Annotated in this window: 17 protein-coding genes; 9 read left to right on the top strand and 8 right to left on the bottom strand. The window is 71.0% G+C overall.

Annotation, left to right across the window (positions count from 1 at the left end; all coding sequences use genetic code 11):
- Positions 1–91: 91 nt before the first annotated feature.
- Positions 92–1774 carry a phenylacetic acid degradation protein PaaN gene (gene paaN / locus AB0C46_RS17575; protein WP_362828680.1) on the top strand — a complete coding sequence of 561 codons (1683 nt, stop codon included), beginning with the start codon at positions 92–94 and terminating at the stop codon, positions 1772–1774.
- Positions 1775–1846: 72 nt separating this feature from the next.
- Here paaN and AB0C46_RS17570 read toward each other — a convergent pair whose 3' ends face one another.
- The 3 genes from AB0C46_RS17570 to AB0C46_RS17560 are packed head-to-tail and all read right to left on the bottom strand — an operon-like array spanning position 1847 to position 4637.
- Entirely contained in the window at positions 1847–2521 is a 675-nt protein-coding gene (locus AB0C46_RS17570; protein ID WP_362828679.1) for a TrmH family RNA methyltransferase, read from the bottom strand.
- Complete coding sequence (locus AB0C46_RS17565; RefSeq protein ID WP_362828678.1) at positions 2518–3969, bottom strand: HTTM domain-containing protein; 1452 nt, start codon at positions 3967–3969, stop codon at positions 2518–2520. The genes AB0C46_RS17570 and AB0C46_RS17565 overlap by 4 nt, the downstream gene beginning before the upstream one ends.
- Positions 3966–4637 (bottom strand): DUF5819 family protein, encoded by a 672-nt coding sequence (locus tag AB0C46_RS17560; RefSeq protein ID WP_362828823.1) that lies wholly within the window; start codon positions 4635–4637, stop codon positions 3966–3968. Before AB0C46_RS17560 ends, AB0C46_RS17565 begins: the two co-directional genes overlap by 4 nt.
- A 170-nt stretch (positions 4638–4807) precedes the next feature.
- On the opposite strand from AB0C46_RS17560, the gene paaA reads away from it, so the two are divergent.
- From paaA to AB0C46_RS17530, 6 genes are all read left to right on the top strand, one after another.
- A complete protein-coding gene (gene paaA, locus AB0C46_RS17555; RefSeq protein ID WP_362828677.1) occupies positions 4808–5758 on the top strand; it encodes a 1,2-phenylacetyl-CoA epoxidase subunit PaaA in 951 nt (316 codons plus the stop codon).
- Entirely contained in the window at positions 5755–6081 is a 327-nt protein-coding gene (paaB, locus tag AB0C46_RS17550; RefSeq protein WP_362828676.1) for a 1,2-phenylacetyl-CoA epoxidase subunit PaaB, read from the top strand. Before paaA ends, paaB begins: the two co-directional genes overlap by 4 nt.
- The gene (gene paaC, locus AB0C46_RS17545) at positions 6078–6797 is read left to right on the top strand and encodes a 1,2-phenylacetyl-CoA epoxidase subunit PaaC (RefSeq protein WP_362828675.1); all 720 of its coding nucleotides are present in this window, start codon (positions 6078–6080) and stop codon (positions 6795–6797) included. The genes paaB and paaC overlap by 4 nt, the downstream gene beginning before the upstream one ends.
- Positions 6791–7288, top strand: coding sequence for a 1,2-phenylacetyl-CoA epoxidase subunit PaaD (gene paaD / locus AB0C46_RS17540; RefSeq protein ID WP_362828674.1), 498 nt, complete (start codon positions 6791–6793; stop codon positions 7286–7288). The genes paaC and paaD overlap by 7 nt, the downstream gene beginning before the upstream one ends.
- Positions 7288–8331, top strand: a complete 1044-nt coding sequence (gene paaE / locus AB0C46_RS17535) for a 1,2-phenylacetyl-CoA epoxidase subunit PaaE (RefSeq protein ID WP_362828673.1) — start codon at positions 7288–7290, stop codon at positions 8329–8331. The genes paaD and paaE overlap by 1 nt, the downstream gene beginning before the upstream one ends.
- Positions 8332–8833: 502 nt before the next feature.
- Positions 8834–9967: an acyl-CoA dehydrogenase family protein gene (locus AB0C46_RS17530; protein WP_362828672.1), complete on the top strand. Its 1134-nt coding sequence runs from the start codon at positions 8834–8836 to the stop codon at positions 9965–9967.
- 350 nt (positions 9968–10317) lie between these two features.
- On the opposite strand, the gene AB0C46_RS17525 is transcribed toward AB0C46_RS17530, so the two are convergent.
- From AB0C46_RS17525 to AB0C46_RS17510, 4 genes are all read right to left on the bottom strand, one after another.
- Entirely contained in the window at positions 10318–10662 is a 345-nt protein-coding gene (locus AB0C46_RS17525) for a rhodanese-like domain-containing protein (RefSeq protein ID WP_362828671.1), read from the bottom strand.
- Positions 10663–10672: 10 nt separating this feature from the next.
- Positions 10673–11752: a J domain-containing protein gene (locus AB0C46_RS17520; protein WP_362828670.1), complete on the bottom strand. Its 1080-nt coding sequence runs from the start codon at positions 11750–11752 to the stop codon at positions 10673–10675.
- A gap of 412 nt (positions 11753–12164) precedes the next feature.
- Complete coding sequence (locus AB0C46_RS17515) at positions 12165–13607, bottom strand: DUF2252 domain-containing protein (protein ID WP_362828669.1); 1443 nt, start codon at positions 13605–13607, stop codon at positions 12165–12167.
- Between the two features lie 132 nt (positions 13608–13739).
- A complete protein-coding gene (locus AB0C46_RS17510; protein ID WP_362828668.1) occupies positions 13740–15140 on the bottom strand; it encodes an ABC transporter permease in 1401 nt (466 codons plus the stop codon).
- Between the two features lie 121 nt (positions 15141–15261).
- Between AB0C46_RS17510 and AB0C46_RS17505 the strand changes: the two genes are divergently transcribed.
- Positions 15262–15696, top strand: coding sequence for a MarR family transcriptional regulator (locus AB0C46_RS17505; RefSeq protein WP_362828667.1), 435 nt, complete (start codon positions 15262–15264; stop codon positions 15694–15696).
- Between the two features lie 80 nt (positions 15697–15776).
- Here AB0C46_RS17505 and AB0C46_RS17500 read toward each other — a convergent pair whose 3' ends face one another.
- Entirely contained in the window at positions 15777–16139 is a 363-nt protein-coding gene (locus AB0C46_RS17500; protein WP_362828666.1) for a helix-turn-helix domain-containing protein, read from the bottom strand.
- Between the two features lie 126 nt (positions 16140–16265).
- Between AB0C46_RS17500 and AB0C46_RS17495 the strand changes: the two genes are divergently transcribed.
- The gene (locus AB0C46_RS17495; protein WP_362828665.1) at positions 16266–16916 is read left to right on the top strand and encodes an NAD(P)H-dependent oxidoreductase; all 651 of its coding nucleotides are present in this window, start codon (positions 16266–16268) and stop codon (positions 16914–16916) included.
- Positions 16917–16981: the final 65 nt, after the last annotated feature.

Below are 16981 nucleotides of genomic sequence, written 5' to 3'. Positions count from 1 at the left end.
GTTACTCTAACTCCGTTGCCTTGTCCGCTCCCAGCCCTTATCCGCTCTCCGCATCCACTCTCCGCCCGGCTCGACGAGGAGTTGGTCATCGATGGCCGCCGAAATGACCGCAGCGCAGTTGATCGAGAAGCACCGCCCGACCCTCGACCAGACGCTGGAGGCGATCCGCACCCGCGCGTACTGGTCCCCGCACCCCGAGCACCCGAAGGCGTACGGCGAGACCGCCGCACCCGACGGGATGGCCGCCTTCGAGGCGCTGCGCGGCAAGCGGTTCGAGCTCGACCAGCCCGGCACGGACGACTGGACGGGCGGGGAAGTCTCGCCGTACGGCCCGGAGTTGGGCATCAGCTATCCGCATCCGGATGTGGACGAGCTGCTGCCGGCCATGCGCGCCGCCCTCCCCGTCTGGCGGGACGCCGGTCCCGAGACGCGGGCGGCGGTGTGCCTGGAGATCCTGGCCCGGATCAGTGCCCGTACCCATGAGTTCGCGCAGGCCGTGATGCACACCAGCGGCCAGGCCTTCATGATGGCGTTCCAGGCGGGCGGGCCGCATGCCCAGGACCGTGGCCTGGAGGCGGTGGCGTATGCGTACGCCGAGCAGGTCCGCATCCCGGAGCAGGCGCCGTGGTCCAAGCCGCAGGGCAAGCGTGACCCGCTCGAACTGACCAAGAGCTTCACGGCCGTGCCGCGCGGTGTCGCCCTGGTGATCGGCTGCAACACCTTCCCGACGTGGAACGGCTATCCGGGCCTGTTCGCCTCTCTGGCGACCGGCAACCCGGTGCTGGTCAAGCCGCATCCGCGCGCCGTGCTGCCGCTGGCGCTGACCGTCAAGGTGGCCCGCGAGGTGCTCACCGAGGCCGGCTTCCCCGCCGATCTCGTGTGCCTGGCCGTGGACAAGCCGGGTGAAGGCCTGGCCAAGACGCTGGCCGTCCGTCCCGAGGTCCGGATCATCGACTACACCGGCTCGACCGCCTTCGGCGACTGGCTGGAGACGCACGCCCGGCAGGCGCAGGTCTTCACGGAGAAGGCCGGCGTCAACACCGTCGTCATCGACTCCACCGACGACTACAAGGGCATGCTCAGCAACCTCGCTTTCTCGCTGTCGCTCTACAGCGGCCAGATGTGCACCACCCCGCAGAATCTGCTGATCCCGCGCGACGGCATCAGCACGGACGCCGGACCGAAGTCGTACGACGAGGTCGTCAGCGATCTCGCGGGCGCGGTGAGCGGCCTGCTGGGCGATGACGCACGGGCCAACGCCCTGCTGGGCGCCATCGTCAATCCGCAGGTCAAGGAGCGGATCGACGCGGCTGTCGGGCTCGGCGAGGTGGCGCTGCCCTCCCGTGAGGTGGCCAACCCCGAATTCCCCGGGGCCACGGTCCGTACTCCGGTGATCGTCAAGCTGGACGGCGCCAAGCCGGACGACGAGGCGGCCTATCTGTCGGAGTGCTTCGGCCCGGTGTCGTTCGCGGTGGCCGTCGACTCCGCGGCCGACGCGGTGGATCTGCTGCGGCGTACTGTCCGCGACAAGGGCGCCATGACGGTCGGCGCGTACACCACCTCGCCCGAGGTCGAGCAGCTGGTGGAGGAGGCCTGCCTGGAGGAGTGCGCCCAGCTGTCGCTGAATCTCACCGGCGGCGTCTATGTGAACCAGACCGCGGCGTTCTCGGACTTCCATGGCTCGGGCGGCAACCCGGCGGCCAATGCGGCGCTGTGCGACGGCGCCTTTGTGGCGAACCGCTTCCGGACGGTGGAGGTGCGCCGGCCGGCGTGACCGGCGTCGGGGCCGGCCCCGGGCCCGGGACCTGTCCTGGGCCCCGCCGGGCCGCAGACGGGGCCAGGCCTGTCAGAGGGCGCCCGGCCCCTCGATCCGCGCATGGCGGCCGATCCAGGCGTGCATCGCGATGGCGGCCGCGGCCCCCGCGTTGATCGAGCGCGTCGAGCCGAACTGCGCGATCGAGCAGACCAGCGAGGTGTGCCGGCGCGCTTCCTCAGTCAGCCCCGGCCCCTCCTGGCCGAACAGCAGCACACAGCGGCGCGGCAGCTCGGTCGTCTCCAGCGGTACGGAGCCGGGGAGATTGTCGATCCCGATGATCGGCAGCTCCTCGGCCGCCGCCCAGGCGGTGAGGTCGGCGGTGTCCGGGTGGTGGCGGACGTGCTGGTAGCGGTCGGTCACCATCGCGCCGCGGCGGTTCCAGCGGCGCTGCCCGACGATATGGATCTCCTTGGCCAGGAACGCGTTCGCGGTCCGGACGACCGAGCCGATGTTGAAGTCGTGGCCCCAGTTCTCGACGGCCACATGGAAGTCATGGCGGCGGGTGTCGAGGTCGGCGATGATCGCCTCGCGCGTCCAGTAGCGGTACCGGTCGACGACATTGCGGCGGTCACCGTGCGCGAGCAGCTCGGGGTCGAACCGCTCGCCCTGCGGCCAGGGCTGCGGATGCGGTCCGACGCCGATCTGGGGCCCGTACCCCTCGTCGTACTGGAGGGGCTCGGCGGGGGCGGTTTTCTCGCTGCTCACCCCACGAGCGTATGGCCACCGCCGCTGTGCTCCGTACGGGTGTCCGGCTCACCGCCGCCGGATCCGGTGGCCGAGCGGGCCGGTCCGCCGCGCGAGAAGAGCCGTTTGCGCAGGCCGGAGATGCGCCCGGAGAGCCAGGTCAGGAAGTTCGTCGGCAGGAAGACCGCGTCCGCGGTGATCATCGCGAGCGAGAAGAACGGCAGCCCCAGCAGGAACGCGATGGAGAGGTGCTCACAGATCATCGCGACCAGCAGCACATTCTTCAGCCGGCGGTTGAAGAGCGTGAACGGGAAGGCGACCTGCACGATCACTGTGCCGTAGGTGATCAGCATGATCATCACGCCGTTGCTGCCCAGCAGCTCGGACAGCGCCGGCCAGGGGGAGAAGTAGTCCAGGTGCATCGGGAAGTAGACCGCGGTGCCGTCCTGCCAGCGGCTGCCCTGGATCTTGTACCAACCCGCGGTGGCGTAGATCAGGCAGACCTCGACCATGATCACCAGCAGGGCGCCGTTGTGGGCGAGCTTGGCGAGGGTGTCCAGTACGACGCGCGGCTCGCCGGGCGCGTACCGCTGCACCGCCCACCACAGACCGTGCGTCGCCCACAGTCCCCACAGCACCAGGCTCCAGCCGATGTGCGGGAACGGACCGTTCTCGAACCAGCTGAGGCCGTAGTTGCCGCCCAGCTGGGCGACGGCCAGGGCGAGGCCGAGCACGGCCCACAGGATGACGCCGGGCAGATCGCGGGAGCCGGTGGGAGCGCCGCCGGTCTCGTCCGCGGCGGCCGCGGCCCGCTTCGCGCGGCGTGCGTCCAGCGACCAGACCTGCCCGCACCGGGTCAGCACGAGATACATCGACATCAGGTGGATGACGTTGTCGCCGCCGTCCCCTATGAAGATGCTGCGGTTCTGCAGCGAGATCACGCCGACCATGAAGAGCACCGACATGGTGCGGGTGCGCCAGCCGAGCATCAGCAGTGCGCCGGCCACGATGGCCAGCAGATAGATGCACTCGAACCAGCCGCGGCCGTCGGACCAGGGCAGCACGGAGAAGGCGTGGTTGCCGTCCAGCAACCGGCGCGCCATGTCCAGGCTCCAGGGGCTGTCGGGCCCGTAGAGAACCGCGCGGTGCGGCCATTCCCGCAGCAGGAACAGGAGCCAGGTCGCCGAGAAGCCGATCCGGATCACGGCGGTCTGGTACGGGGCCAGCACCCGATCGGTGGCATACCGGAAGCCCCGGCCGATGGCGCGCTCGATACGGGTCTCTTCGTAGGGGGCGGACTCCTGGGGCGCCTGCGGTGCCTGCGGTGCCTGCGGTGCCTGCGGTGCCTGCGGTGCCTGCGGTGCCTGCGGTGCCTGCGCATGCTGGGGCACTTCGGTCGGCTCCGTGGGGTGCGCGGAATGCTGTGTGCCGGGCGTCTGCTGAGGCTGCTGGGGCGTCGGTGACGTCACTGGTGGTTCGCTCCCTCGGGCAGGTCGTCTGCGGTGACCTGCCACCAGGGCAGCACGCGGAACACGGGCTTGTCGCTGATCTTCTCGGAGCTCCACGGCGGCGGGCGGACCGCCGTCGTCTGCGAGCGGACCTGAATCCGCTCGACCCGGCCGCCGCTCCTGGTCCACTCACCGTCCATCCGCAGCAGCACGATCCGCCGGATGTAGCGCTCGGACAGCTCACCGCGCAGGCCGACCGGGCGGTTCTGCGCGTTGTGGGTGTTGAGGAAGAGTTCCCACCCGCGGCGCAGCTGGTTCTGCTGGGTATGGCTGGGCATCGGGTTGTGGAGGATGGCCTGGCCGTCGCGGGCGGTCAGATCGGTCCAGCCGGTGGTCCGCACGGCGCCGTCCTCGGTGCGCAGCTGTGCGCGGACCTGGACGTCGCTGTTCTGCTGGAGGGGATTGGGTGCGAACAGCTTCCAGTTCTGCTCGTACTCGGGATAGACATAGTCGCTGATCAGGGCGCCCTGCTGCTTGCTGAGCGTGTTCGACGGCGCGACATGCAGGAACATCATGGCGAGATGAATCGCGACGATGACCGCGATGGCACAGGCCGCCACTCCTATAACGATCCGCGAGGGCAGCGAGAGCGCGGCCAGTGACCGCGATTCGTCCCCGTATGACTCCATTCCCGCCCCGTTCCCAGAATCCATGCGGCTGACTCCGCTTCGGAACCGTACCTATGCGGACCCCGCCGGGCACACCTTCCCCGGGTTATCCACAGGCTTGACACCCGAGGTCCGCCCACTCACCATTGAACCGAACGATCGGTCGGTCGGGAGCAGCGAGGGGGCACCACATGACGACGATCGCGCCGGAAGAGACGGCCCGAGAGGCCGTATTCGACGCCACCGTGGCCGCGGAAGAGCGCATCGAGCCGCGGGACTGGATGCCGGACGCCTACCGCTCGACACTCGTGCGGCAGATAGCGCAGCACGCCCACTCCGAGATCATCGGCATGCAGCCGGAGGCCAACTGGATCACCCGGGCGCCGTCCCTGCGCCGCAAGGCGATCCTGATGGCGAAGGTGCAGGACGAGGCCGGCCACGGCCTGTATCTCTACAGCGCCGCCGAGACCCTGGGCACCGGCCGCGACGAGCTGCTGGACAAGCTGCACTCCGGCCGCCAGAAGTACTCCTCGATCTTCAACTACCCGACCCTGACCTGGGCCGACGTCGGCGCCATCGGCTGGCTGGTCGACGGCGCGGCGATCACCAACCAAGTCCCGCTGTGCCGGTGTTCGTACGGTCCCTACGCCCGCGCCATGGTCCGCATCTGCAAGGAGGAGTCCTTCCACCAGCGCCAGGGCTACGAACTCCTGCTGACCCTCAGCCGCGGCACCGAGGCACAGCACGCCATGGCGCAGGACGCGGTGGACCGCTGGTGGTGGCCGTCCCTGATGATGTTCGGCCCGCCGGACGACGAGTCGTCGCACTCCGCGCAGTCCATGGCCTGGAAGATCAAGCGGCACTCCAACGACGAGCTGCGCCAGCGCTTCGTGGACATCTGCGTCCCCCAGGCCGAGGCCCTCGGACTGACGCTCCCCGACCCGGATCTGACGTGGAACGAAGAGCGCGGCCACTGGGATTTCGGCCCGATCGACTGGGCCGAGTTCCGCGAGGTCCTCAAGGGCAACGGCCCCTGCAACGAACAACGGATCAGCCGCCGTCGACAGGCCCATGAGGAAGGCGCCTGGGTGCGCGACGCAGCCGCCGCCCACGCGGCCAAGCACGGGAAGGCCACCCGATGACGACACCACGCCCCGCCGAAACCGCCGCCACCGCCGCAGCGCCCACCGACTGGCCCCTGTGGGAGGTCTTCGTCCGCAGCCGCCGCGGTCTCTCGCACACCCACGCCGGCAGCCTGCACGCACCGGACGCCGAGATGGCACTGCGCAACGCCCGCGACCTCTACACCCGCCGCTCCGAAGGCGTCTCCATCTGGGTGGTGCCCTCGGCGCAGGTCACCGCCTCTTCGCCGGACGAGAAGGACGCCTTCTTCGAGCCGGCCGGCGACAAGCCCTACCGCCACCCGACCTTCTACGAGATCCCGGACGGGGTGCATCACCTTTGAGGAACATCACCGCCACCCCGGCCCTGCCCCTCGGGGACGACGCCCTGATCCTCTCCCACCGCCTGGGCGAGTGGGCAGGCCACGCCCCGGTCCTGGAGGAGGAGGTCGCCCTGGCCAATATCGCGCTGGACCTGCTCGGCCAAGCCCGCGTGCTGCTCTCCCTGGCCGGTGACGAGGACGAGCTGGCCTATCTGCGCGAGGAGCGGCAGTTCCGCAATCTCCAGCTCGTGGAACAGCCCAACGGCGACTTCGCCCACACCATCGCCCGCCAGCTCTACTTCTCCACCTACCAGGAGCTGCTGTTCGACCATCTCGCCGCAACCGAGAGCGAGTTGGCACCACTGGCCGGGAAGGCCGTCAAGGAGGTCGCCTACCACCGCGACCACGCCCACCAGTGGACGCTGCGCCTGGGCGACGGCACGGACGAGAGCCACGCCCGGATGCAACGCGCCCTGGATTCCCTGTGGCAGTTCACCGGCGAACTCTTCGAGCCGGTGGACGGACTGGAAACGGTGCCCTGGGCGGCCCTGCACGACACCTGGACCACCCGCATCACCGCCACCCTGGAGCAAGCCACCCTCACCGTCCCCGAAGGCCCCCGGCACGGCGCCTGGAGGGCCGGCGCGGGCCGCCAGGGCCTGCACACCGAATCGTTCGGACGGCTGCTCGCCGAGATGCAGCACCTCCACCGCAGCCACCCGGGGGCGACATGGTGACCACCACCGCCCTCGAAGAGGAACTGCTGGCGCTGGCCGGCTCCGTTCCCGACCCCGAGCTGCCGGTGCTCACCCTCGCCGAGCTGGGCGTGCTGCGCGGTGTGCAGCTCACGGCCCCCGGCCGGGTCGAGGTGCAGCTCACCCCGACGTACACCGGCTGCCCCGCCATCGAGGCGATGTCGGCCGACATCGAGCGGGTGCTGCACGACCACGGCATACCCGAGGTCGAGGTCCGTACGGTCCTCAGCCCGCCGTGGACCACGGACGCGATCACCGCCGAGGGCCGCCGCAAGCTCGCCGAATTCGGTATCGCACCGCCACGCCCCACGGGACCGGCCGGCGGACCGGTCACCGTCGACCTCACCATCCGCTGCCCCCACTGCGGATCGACCGACACCACCCTGCTGAGCCGGTTCTCCTCCACGGCGTGCAAAGCACTGCGCCGCTGTGAGTCCTGCCGCGAACCCTTCGACCACTTCAAGGAGTTGTGATGTTCCACCCGCTCCAGGTCCGGGAGATCGAGCGGCTCACGGACGACGCGGTGGCCGTCACCTTCGCGGTCCCGCCCGAGCTGCGCACGACCTTCCGGCACACCCCCGGGCAGCACATCGCGCTGCGCAGATCGGTCGACGGCCAGGAGATCCGCCGTACGTACTCCATCTGCACCCCGGCCACCGACCAGCCGGTACTGCGTGTAGGCATCCGGCTGGTCGAGGACGGTGCGTTCTCGACGTACGCGCTCAAGGAACTGGCGGTCGGTGACACGGTGGAGGTCATGGCCCCGGCAGGCCGGTTCACCCTCGAACCGCGCCCCGGCCACTTCGTCGGAATCGTCGGCGGCAGCGGCATCACCCCCGTGCTGTCCATCGCCGCCACCCTGCTCGCCCAGCAGCCGGACGCCCGCTTCTGCCTCATCCGCAGTGACCGCACGGCGGCATCGACGATGTTTCTGGAGGAGGTGGCCGATCTCAAGGACCGCCATCCCCAGCGCTTCCAGCTCATCCACACCCTCTCCCGCGAGGAACAACAGGCCGGCCTGCCCTCCGGCCGCCTGGACGAGACCCGCCTCCGCTCCCTCCTGCCCGCGCTCCTGAAGATCGACGCCGTCGACGGCTGGTACCTCTGTGGCCCCTACGGCCTGGTCCAGGGCGCCGAACGCGCCCTGCGCGCCCTCGATGTGCCCCGCACCCACATCCACGAAGAGATCTTCCACGTCGACAACGGCACCCCGACCGCCCCCGCAGCCGCCACCCCCGCGCACAGCACCGTGACCGCCACCCTCGACGGCCGCTCCGGCAGCTGGCCGGTCCACGACAGCGAATCGCTGCTCGAAGCAGTCCTGCGCAACCGCGCGGACGCCCCGTACGCCTGCAAGGGCGGCGTCTGCGGCACCTGCCGCGCCTTCCTGGTCTCGGGCGAGGTCCGCATGGACCGCAACTTCGCCCTGGAATCCGACGAGGTCGACGCGGGTTATGTGCTGGCCTGCCAGTCCCACCCGGTCACGGAGAAGGTCGAGCTGGACTTCGACCGATAGGACCGACCCGAGCGAAGCGGCCCCACGCACCGGGCGCGGCGCCGCCCCAGGCGCCGCCCCGGCCCCTCAGGGCGGCGCCACAGCCCCGGGCGCCCCTCGGAGCCGTGCCCAGCTGAATCCGGGACGCTGCCCGAGCCACTTCGCCACCACAAGGCCCCGCCTTCACCGCCGAAGACCCGCCGCTGATCCACATGCCCAAGGTTCCACGTGCCCAAGGCCCCGACGTCAGCAACCGGCACCGGCACCAGCTTCCGCGTCGGCATCGCCATCGCCATCGGCTTCGGCTCTCGGCTCTCGGCTTCGTTCCGGCAGGAACCGGCACCGAGGCGGTCCCGAAGCCGGTGCCGGCCGAACCCCGCAAGCACGGCCACCCGCTCCCCGGGTCGCTCCCCGCCCGCCCCAACTCCCTCCCCCTTGCACCGCCTCCGCCATTCCCAATTCCTGCAACCTGTTCTACCTTGACGCTTCGTCAGATCGAGGCGCCGCGTGGGAGGACAGAGCAGTGGACTTCACCTTCACCGAGGAGCAGCAGGCCGCCGTCGAAGCGGCGAGGGCCGTCTTCTCGGGGGTCGCTCCGGACAGTGTGCCCAGCCCGGCGATCGCCCCCGGTGCGGTCGCCGACGACTTCGACCGCGCGCTCTGGCACAAGCTCGCCGACGCCGACCTGCTGAGCCTGCCGATCGCGCCCGAGCACGGCGGCGCAGGCCTGGACCCGATCGCACTCTGCCTCGTACTCCGCGAGTCGGCCAAAGTGCTGGCACGGGTACCACTGCTGGAGTCCGGAGCCGCCGCGCTCACCATGCAGCGTTATGCGACCGACGAGCTCTGTGCGGAGGTGCTCCCCCGGATCGGCGCCGGGAACCTCGTCGTGACCGTCGGCGCCCACGGCCGCACCGGGCACGAACCGGCCGAGCTCGCCGTGGAAGCCCGTCAGGAGGGCCCCGAATGGGTCCTCGACGGCGTACAGACCGCTGTGCCCTGGGCCCGGACCACGGACCGGATCCTGCTCCCCGCCCACACCTCCGAAGGCCACACCGTCCTCGCCCTCGTCCCCCGCTCCCACCCGGGCATCAGGCTCGACGACCAGGTGTCGACCAGCGGAGAACCGCACGCCGAGGTCCAGCTGGATTCCGTACGTATCAGCGCCCGGGAAACGATCACCGATCCCGCCGCCTGGGACTCACTGCGCAACATTCTGACCACCGGCACCTGCGCACTCGCCCTGGGGCTCGGGGAGCGCGTACTGGCCATGACGAGCGACTACACCGGCAAGCGCGAACAGTTCGGGTTCCCCGTGGCCACCTTCCAGGCCGTCGCCTGCCAGACCGCCGATCGCTTCATCGACCTGTGCGCGATGGAGGCCACACTCTGGCAGGCCGCCTGGCGCCTCACCACCGAAGCGACCGGCCCGCTACCGCTCGCCGGAGATGTCGCGGTCGCCAAGATCTGGGCCTCCGAGGGCGTACGCCGCGTCGTCCAGACCGCCCAGCATCTACACGGTGGCTTCGGCGCCGACACCGACTACCCGCTGCACCGCTACCACGCCTGGGCCAAACAGCTCGAGCTGTCCCTCGGCCCCGCCGCCGCCCACGAGGAGTCCCTCGGCGAGCTGCTCGCGGCACACCCGCTGGGCTGAGTCGAGTGCAAGCCGGAGCCGGGCCGGCGCCTGTGCCGGGCCAGGGCGGGGCGGGGCGCGTCGGTCGGGTCGCCGTGCCGGCGCCGGGTTTCAGGGCTCTGGCCACGGCCGCCGCTCGTCCCGGTAGCGCCGGCGGCCTGCGGTTGCCCCCTACTCCTTCGACACCCCGGACGATCACCCCGTGCGGCCTCCGCCGCCCCTCCGGGAGGAGGCGACTGACGACTGTTCGGGCGCTGACGGCTGTCCCCGGGGGCGCTTGACGGCCGCACGACGGGACGACCTCCAGCTAACCGACCGCCCGACCGCCCGGCAGCCCGACTCCCCAGCTCTCCGGCGCTCCGGCGCTCCGCCTAGATGACCGACCCCGAGCCGCCCTTGCCGTCCGAGACGGGACGGCCGGCCGCCTCCCATGCCTGCATGCCGCCCGCGACGTTCACCGCGTCAACGCCCTGCTGGACCAGGTACTGCGCCACCTGCGCCGAGCGCCCGCCGACCCGGCACAGCACGTACACCTTGCCGGCCTCGGGAGCCGCCTCGGTCAACTCCCCGTAGCGGGCGACGAATTCACTCATCGGGATGTGCAGCGCGCCCTCGGCATGCCCCGCCTCCCACTCGTCGTCCTCGCGCACATCCAGGAGGAAATCCTCCGACGTGAGAGCGTCGACACCGACCGTGGGCACAGAACCAAATTGCATGGTCTCGACGCTACCCGACCAGCTGCGCGAGGTACGTCTCGCGTTCCGCGACATCGGCGAGCAGCTTCTCGGCGATCTCGTCCAACAGCGCGTCCGGGTCCTCCGGTGCCATCTTGATCATCGCGCCGATCGCGCTCTCCTCCAGCTCGGCTGCCATGGCGGCCAGCAGCTCCTTGCGCTCGGCCAGCCACTCCAGCCGCGCGTAGAGCTCCTCGCTCTCGCTGAGCCGCTCCTCGACCGGCGCGGGGCCGGCCTCCCACTCCCGCGCCAGCTCGCGCAGCACCGTCTCGTCGCCCCGGGCGTACGCCGAGTTGACCCGTGCGATGAACGCATCCCGCCGCGCCCGCTCCGCGTCGTCCCGCGCCAGGTCCGGGTGGGCCTTGCGCACCAGGTCGCGGTAGACCTTGCGGGTCTCTTCGCTGGGCCGCACCTTCTGCGGCGGCCGCACCGACTGCTCGGTGAGCATCGCCTGAGCCTCGGGATACAGCCCGTCCGAACCCATCCAGCCGTGGAAGAGCTCCTCGACCTCCGGCATCGGCAGCACCGACGCCCGCGCCTCCCGCGCCTTACGGATGTCCGCGGGATCGCCCGTCCGTGCCGCCACCGCCTCGGCGATCTGCGCGTCCAGCTCGTCCAGCCGTGCATACATGGGGCCGAGCCGCTGGTGGTGCAGACGGGAGAAGTTCTCCACCTCCACCCGGAAGGTCTCCACCGCGATCTCGAACTCGATCAGCGCCTGTTCCGCGGCCAGTACTGCCTTCGCGAGCCGCCGGGTCGCCTCGTCCTGCGCCGCGGTCGCCTGCTCGCTCGGCGCCCCGCCCGGATCGGCCCCTTCCGCGGCCTGACCGACGCCCGGGTCAGGCTCTGCTGCGGCCTGACCCACGGGTGGATCGGTCCGGGCCACGCGGCCGACGTCCGGCCCCTCCGGGCCCGCGACCTGATCTTCCGGGCCGCCGCCGTGCCCGAGCTGAGCGTCCTGCCCGCCGCCGCGGGCGTCCGGTGCCTGCGGGTCGGCCTGGGCGTCCGGGGTGCCCGGTACGTCCGGTCGGTGCTGGCCGTCCTGCGCGTTCTCCGCGTGCGAGTTCGTCACCCGGCCAGCGTACGGCCCCGCCGAGCGCGGCCCGCCATGGCCATTCGGTCGCTTCCTACTGCGCTTGGGGCCCCTCCCCCCCCCAGCCCACCCACCCCTCCTGCCTCCCACCCACACCGGCCCCCACACCCCGGCCAACTCCACGACTCAACCGACCCCACGCCCCCAACGGAGCCCCGGACTCAACCCGACCCAACACACGCCCCACCGCGCCGCCGAACCCGACCACCGAGCCCCGGCCAGCGAAGCCAGTCCCCCCGACCGCCAATCCCCGGACCTGCCAGAGCACCCCCGACCACCCATCCCGGCCCCGCCAGCCTCGGCCCGCCAGCCCGTGGCCCCACCGGCCCGGCCCCGCCGACGCCCCACGCCAGCCCCGGCCCCAGAGCCCCCCGTCCGCCCCCTCCCCTCCTCACACCCCCATCTCTGCCTCGATCCGTCCGCTCTTCACCGCTGCGGTCAGTGCCGCGTGGTCTGCTTCCGTGCGGTCCGCGTAGGACACCGCGAAGGCCGCTATGGACTCGTCCAGTTCTTCGTTCTTGCCGCAGTAGCCGGCCAGCAGGCGCGGGTCGGCGCTGTGGGAGTGTGCTCGGGCCAGGAGGGCGCCGGTCATCCGGGCGTAGTCGTCCATCTGGTCGCCGGACAGCTGCGTCGGGTCCACGCTGCCCTTGCGGTTTCTGAACTGGCGGACCTGGAAGGGCAGCCCTTCCTGTGGACCGCTGCCCGAGGCGGCGCCACCCGTGGCCGACGACGCCACGCCCTGCACCGTCGTCCAGCCCAGCAGGATGTCGCTGACCACCTGCATCCGGCGCTGCCCGAGCACCACCCGGCGGCCCTCGTGCACCACCGACGGCACCGGGAAGCCGGCCTTCTCCGCGAAGGGCGCCAGCACCGAACTGCGGGCCTCCTTCACCTGCAGGACCAGCGGCTCGCCCCGGTGGTCCTGCAGCAGCACCACATACGACCGCAGGCCCACACTGCCCGTGCCGACCACGCGGAAGGCCACATCGTGCACCGCGTACCGGGCCAGCAGGGGCAACCGGTGCTCGGTGACCGTGTCCAGATAGCCGGTGAGGGACGCGGCGACGGCTGCCGCCTCCGCATCCGGTACCCGCCGCAGCACCGGCTGTGCATCCACGAACCGGCGGCCGCCGTCCGCCGTCGGCTCCGTCGCCTTGGCCGCGAACCGTGCGCTGGTGTTCTTGCGGGCCTTCTCCGCGACCCGCTCCAGCGTCCCCAGCAGATCCCGGGCGTCGGCGTGCGAGACCAACTCCTCGTCGGCGATCGCATTCCACGCCTCGATGGCCGGCAGCTTGGCCAGCAGCCGCATCGTGCGCCGGTAGGAGCCCACCGCGTCGCGCGCCGCCTTGCGGCAGTCGTCCTCATCGGCGCCGGCCTCCCGGCCGGCCAGCACGATCGATGTCGCGAGCCGCTTCACATCCCACTCCCACGGCCCGTGCAGGGTCTCGTCGAAGTCGTTGAGGTCGATAACGAGGCCGCCGCGGACGTCGCCGTAGAGGCCGAAGTTGGCGGCGTGCGCATCTCCGCATATCTGCGTGCCGATACCGGTCACCGGGCCGGCGGCCAGGTCGTACGCCATCAGGCCCGCGGAGCCGCGGAGGAAGGCGAAGGGGCTCGCGGCCATCCGCCCCACCCGTATCGGCGTCAGCTCGGGCAGCCGGCCGGCGTTGGACTCCTCAACCGCCGCGGCCGCATCCGGCCGCCCGTCCGCGATCGACAGCACGGCCTGCTCGGAACGCGGAAGGCGCTCCCGCAGCGCCCGGCCGACGGCCTTGGGCGACGGCCCCTGGGCATCCGGATGGGCAAACCCCGGTACGTACGGCACACGCGGCATAGCGGGCCACCTCCCCCTTCACGACCTGTTGTTCTTGATGTCTCTGCGCTTCAGTGTCTCTGCGCTTCAGTGTCTCTGTGCTCTGCGTTCGTCCGCGCGCCGGGCGGTTCCGGCCTGCCGACGCACATGACGTTACCGAGGTCCCGGCGCGGCCCGCAGAGCCTGTGGATAACTCTCCGGACCGCTATACGCCCACCGCCTCTCCCTCTCCTCCTCCGACGCCGCGGCTGCATCCACGGCCCCGTGGCCCGCTCCCCCTGCCGTCCGCATCCGCCGACGGCCCCGTTCCTGAGCCGGTTCCGGCACCGTCGCCGCCACCGCGGCCGCCGCCACCGCCGCGGCATGGGCCGCCGCCTCCGCCTCCGCGGCACGCCGCCGCTTCTCGGCCAGGGCCGCCACACCGATCGTCACCAGGCCGGCGACCAGCCACCACACCAGCGTCCAGACGTGTCCCGACAGCCCGTAGCCGTCGAAGTAGACATGGCTGCGGGTGCCCTCCACGAAGCCCGCACCGTTCCAGAAGGAGTGCAGCGCCGCGAAGAACCCGTTCTGCATCTCGGGGCGGAAGATCCCGCCGGAGGACGTGAAGTTGAGCATCACGAAGAGAGTCATCACACCGAGCGTCGTCCAGCGCTTGAGGAAGGTGTGCAAACCGGTGCCGATCAGCAGAACGCCCGCGGAGTAGAGCCAGGCCATGCTCCACAGTCCGCCGAGACCGTGGTCGACGAGGTGGAAGACCGGACCGGCGAACGCCGTCCCGATGAGGCCGACGACGAAGGAGGTGCCGAGGGCCAGCGCCGCCCGCAGCCGGAGCGGCAGCGCGGCTCCGGCACCGCCGATCACCGCCACCGAAGCGTACGAGCCGATGCTGATCGCGACCAGCAGGAAGAAGATGCCCTGCCCGGTCGGGTCGTCCTCGGTGGTCGGCGCCACATCCGTGACCGTCAGCGGAGCGCCCTGTTGCGCCGCGATCGGGGTGAAGACCTTCTGGACGACGGTTGCGCTGGTGTCGGAACCGGCCGTCGCCACCAGCAGCTCCGGCGCCGGCTTCCCCGGGGCAGCCGCCCCGCCTGCACCGGACCTGCCCGCCGCCGCACGCGAAGCACCCGCCTCACCAGCTCCATCCGCCCCGCTCGAAGCACCCGTCGAAACCGACGCATCCGCCGAGCCCGCCGCACCCTTCGCACCCTTCGCACCAGGCGCAGGGATCACATACGCGCCGAAGATGTCCTGGTGCCTGAGCCGGTCGACCGCCGCCGACCGGTCACCGACGGTCCGTACCTGCAGGTCGCCGCCCGCTTTGTCGTTGATCGACTGGGCGAGCAGCTGGGCGCTTCGGCCCGATCCGACGACCGCGACGGGCAGATGGTGCGGCGCGGGGTGCGCGAAGGCACCCAGATACGCCAGTCCCATCCCGATACACATCAGCAGCGGGGTGATCAGCTGCGTCAGAACGTGACGCAGCCCGGCGGCGTGGGCGCCGCGCGCGGAACGGTGCTCGCTTCGGTGGTCGGGACGTCGGACCGTACTCATGGGCCAGGCCTTCTCGGCTCGTCGGATCAGCTGTGGCCACCAGGTGGCCGGAAGCCGTAGTTGGCTATTACAACTCTCAAACCACGTTGTACTATACAACTACCTCTACGAAAGGCAACCCGTGGCTCACCGCGAGGACTCCGTCGAGACCATCCAGCAGGAGATGACCGCGTTCGCCCGCCGGGCCCGCGCGACCGCCGCCCGGATGCATCCCGAGCTGTCACTGGTCTCCTACACCCTGCTTGCGCACCTCGACGACCAGCAGGGATGCCGCGCCACGGATCTCGCGGCGCACTACTTCCTGGACAAGTCCACGGTCAGCCGGCAGATCGCCGCACTGGAGAAGCTCGGCTTCGTCGAGCGCCGCCTGGACCCCGAGGACCACCGCGTGCAGGTGCTGCACCCCACCGAGAAGGGCGCCCAGGTACTCGCCAATGTCACCGCCAGCCGCCGCCAGGCGTTCCACGAGCGGCTGGCCGACTGGGACGAGGACGATCTCGACCGCTTTGCGAGCTACCTGCGCCGCTACAACGCCGCCCAGGAACGGCTGGGCTAAGACACCCACACACCCACCCGAACACGCGCCCAGAAGCGGAGGCCGCCGCACGGCCCGCCGGCACTCCCGGCCCCCGGCGCCTACTTCCGGAACCGCTCCGGACACTGCCCGCCGTCGGCGAGATAGGTCTCCGCCCAGCGCCCCAGCTCCTGGAGCGCCGGCTCCATCGCCAGACCGGCCTCCGTCAGCCGGTAGGAGACGCGCAGCGGCGGCCCCGCATCCACCTCGCGGACGACCAGACCGGTCGCCGCCAGCTCCATGAGGCGGTCGGAGAGCATCCGCTCACTGATCCCGGGAATGGCCCGCCGCAGATCGGCGAAGTGCACCGGGCCCGGCATCAGGGTGGCGACGATCAACCCCGTCCAGCGCTTCCCGAACAGCTCGAAGACGCGCGTCATACCGCCGTCGACCTGCCTGCACATCGCCTCGCCGTGGTCCGCCATACACCCAGAGTACCGCCTTCCCGTTGGGTACTGCGGAAAAGTAAGTTCCTGTGCTATCAATAGGGACGTACGGAATTCAATCAGTGGTCGAGCACCGCCCGGCCGCCCGTCGAAGGACCGATCCCCATGGCCACGCTTCTGCTCATCGACTCCTCCGTCTTCCCCGAGGGCGGCTCCGCCTCCCGCTCGGTCACCACGGCCTTCCGCAAGGCCTGGGAGGAGCAGCACCCCGACGGCACCGTGATCCACCGCGACCTGGCCGCCGATCCGCTGCCGCACCTCGACGGCGTCGCCGCCGCCGCCGGCTTCTCCGACCCGGCCACCCACACCCCCGAGCAGCAGGCGGCCTTCGCACTGCGCGTCAAGCTCGCCGAGGAGCTGGAGCAGGCCGACGCGATCGTCATAGGCGCGCCGATGTACAACTTCACGATCCCCTCCACGCTCAAGGCGTGGCTCGACCAGGTGATCATCATGGGCCGCACGGCGGGTGAGCAGCCGTCGGCCAAGGGCACCCCGGTCACCGTCGTCGCCAGCCGCGGCGGTTCCTACGCGCCGGGCACGCCCCGTGAGCCCTTCGAGTACGTCCAGAACTACCTGGAGGCCGTGCTGAACGGCGGGCTGGGCCTCGAGGTCGACTTCATCGTCCCCGAGCTGACCATGGCCCCGAACAACCCGGCGATGGCCGAGCTGGTCCCGCTGTACGAGACCTCCCGCGACAAGGCCCACGAGGACGCGGCGGCCAAGGCCAAGGCCCTCGCCGAGCGCCTCGCCGCCTGAGCCCGGCCGGGCCCCGGGCCGAGGTGCCGGCAGCCCGCACCCCGGGCCCGCGGTGCGGGGGGCCG

Source organism: Streptomyces sp. NPDC048637, from assembly GCF_040650675.1.
Classification (GTDB): Bacteria; Actinomycetota; Actinomycetes; order Streptomycetales; family Streptomycetaceae; genus Streptomyces.
This window is presented reverse-complemented; position numbering and strand designations above follow the sequence as displayed.

Excerpts from the sequence above, each read along its gene's own strand:
- paaD (WP_362828674.1), top strand. The coding sequence starts at position 6,791 with ATGGTGACCACCACCGCCCTCGAAGAGGAACTGCTGGCGCTGGCCGGC.
- AB0C46_RS17525 (WP_362828671.1), bottom strand. The coding sequence starts at position 10,662 with ATGCAATTTGGTTCTGTGCCCACGGTCGGTGTCGACGCTCTCACGTCG.
- paaA (WP_362828677.1), top strand. The coding sequence starts at position 4,808 with ATGACGACGATCGCGCCGGAAGAGACGGCCCGAGAGGCCGTATTCGAC.
- AB0C46_RS17560 (WP_362828823.1), bottom strand. The coding sequence starts at position 4,637 with ATGGAGTCATACGGGGACGAATCGCGGTCACTGGCCGCGCTCTCGCTG.
- paaN (WP_362828680.1), top strand. The coding sequence starts at position 92 with ATGGCCGCCGAAATGACCGCAGCGCAGTTGATCGAGAAGCACCGCCCG.
- AB0C46_RS17510 (WP_362828668.1), bottom strand. The coding sequence starts at position 15,140 with ATGAGTACGGTCCGACGTCCCGACCACCGAAGCGAGCACCGTTCCGCG.
- AB0C46_RS17495 (WP_362828665.1), top strand. The coding sequence starts at position 16,266 with ATGGCCACGCTTCTGCTCATCGACTCCTCCGTCTTCCCCGAGGGCGGC.
- paaB (WP_362828676.1), top strand. The coding sequence starts at position 5,755 with ATGACGACACCACGCCCCGCCGAAACCGCCGCCACCGCCGCAGCGCCC.
- AB0C46_RS17515 (WP_362828669.1), bottom strand. The coding sequence starts at position 13,607 with ATGCCGCGTGTGCCGTACGTACCGGGGTTTGCCCATCCGGATGCCCAG.
- AB0C46_RS17500 (WP_362828666.1), bottom strand. The coding sequence starts at position 16,139 with ATGGCGGACCACGGCGAGGCGATGTGCAGGCAGGTCGACGGCGGTATG.
- paaE (WP_362828673.1), top strand. The coding sequence starts at position 7,288 with ATGTTCCACCCGCTCCAGGTCCGGGAGATCGAGCGGCTCACGGACGAC.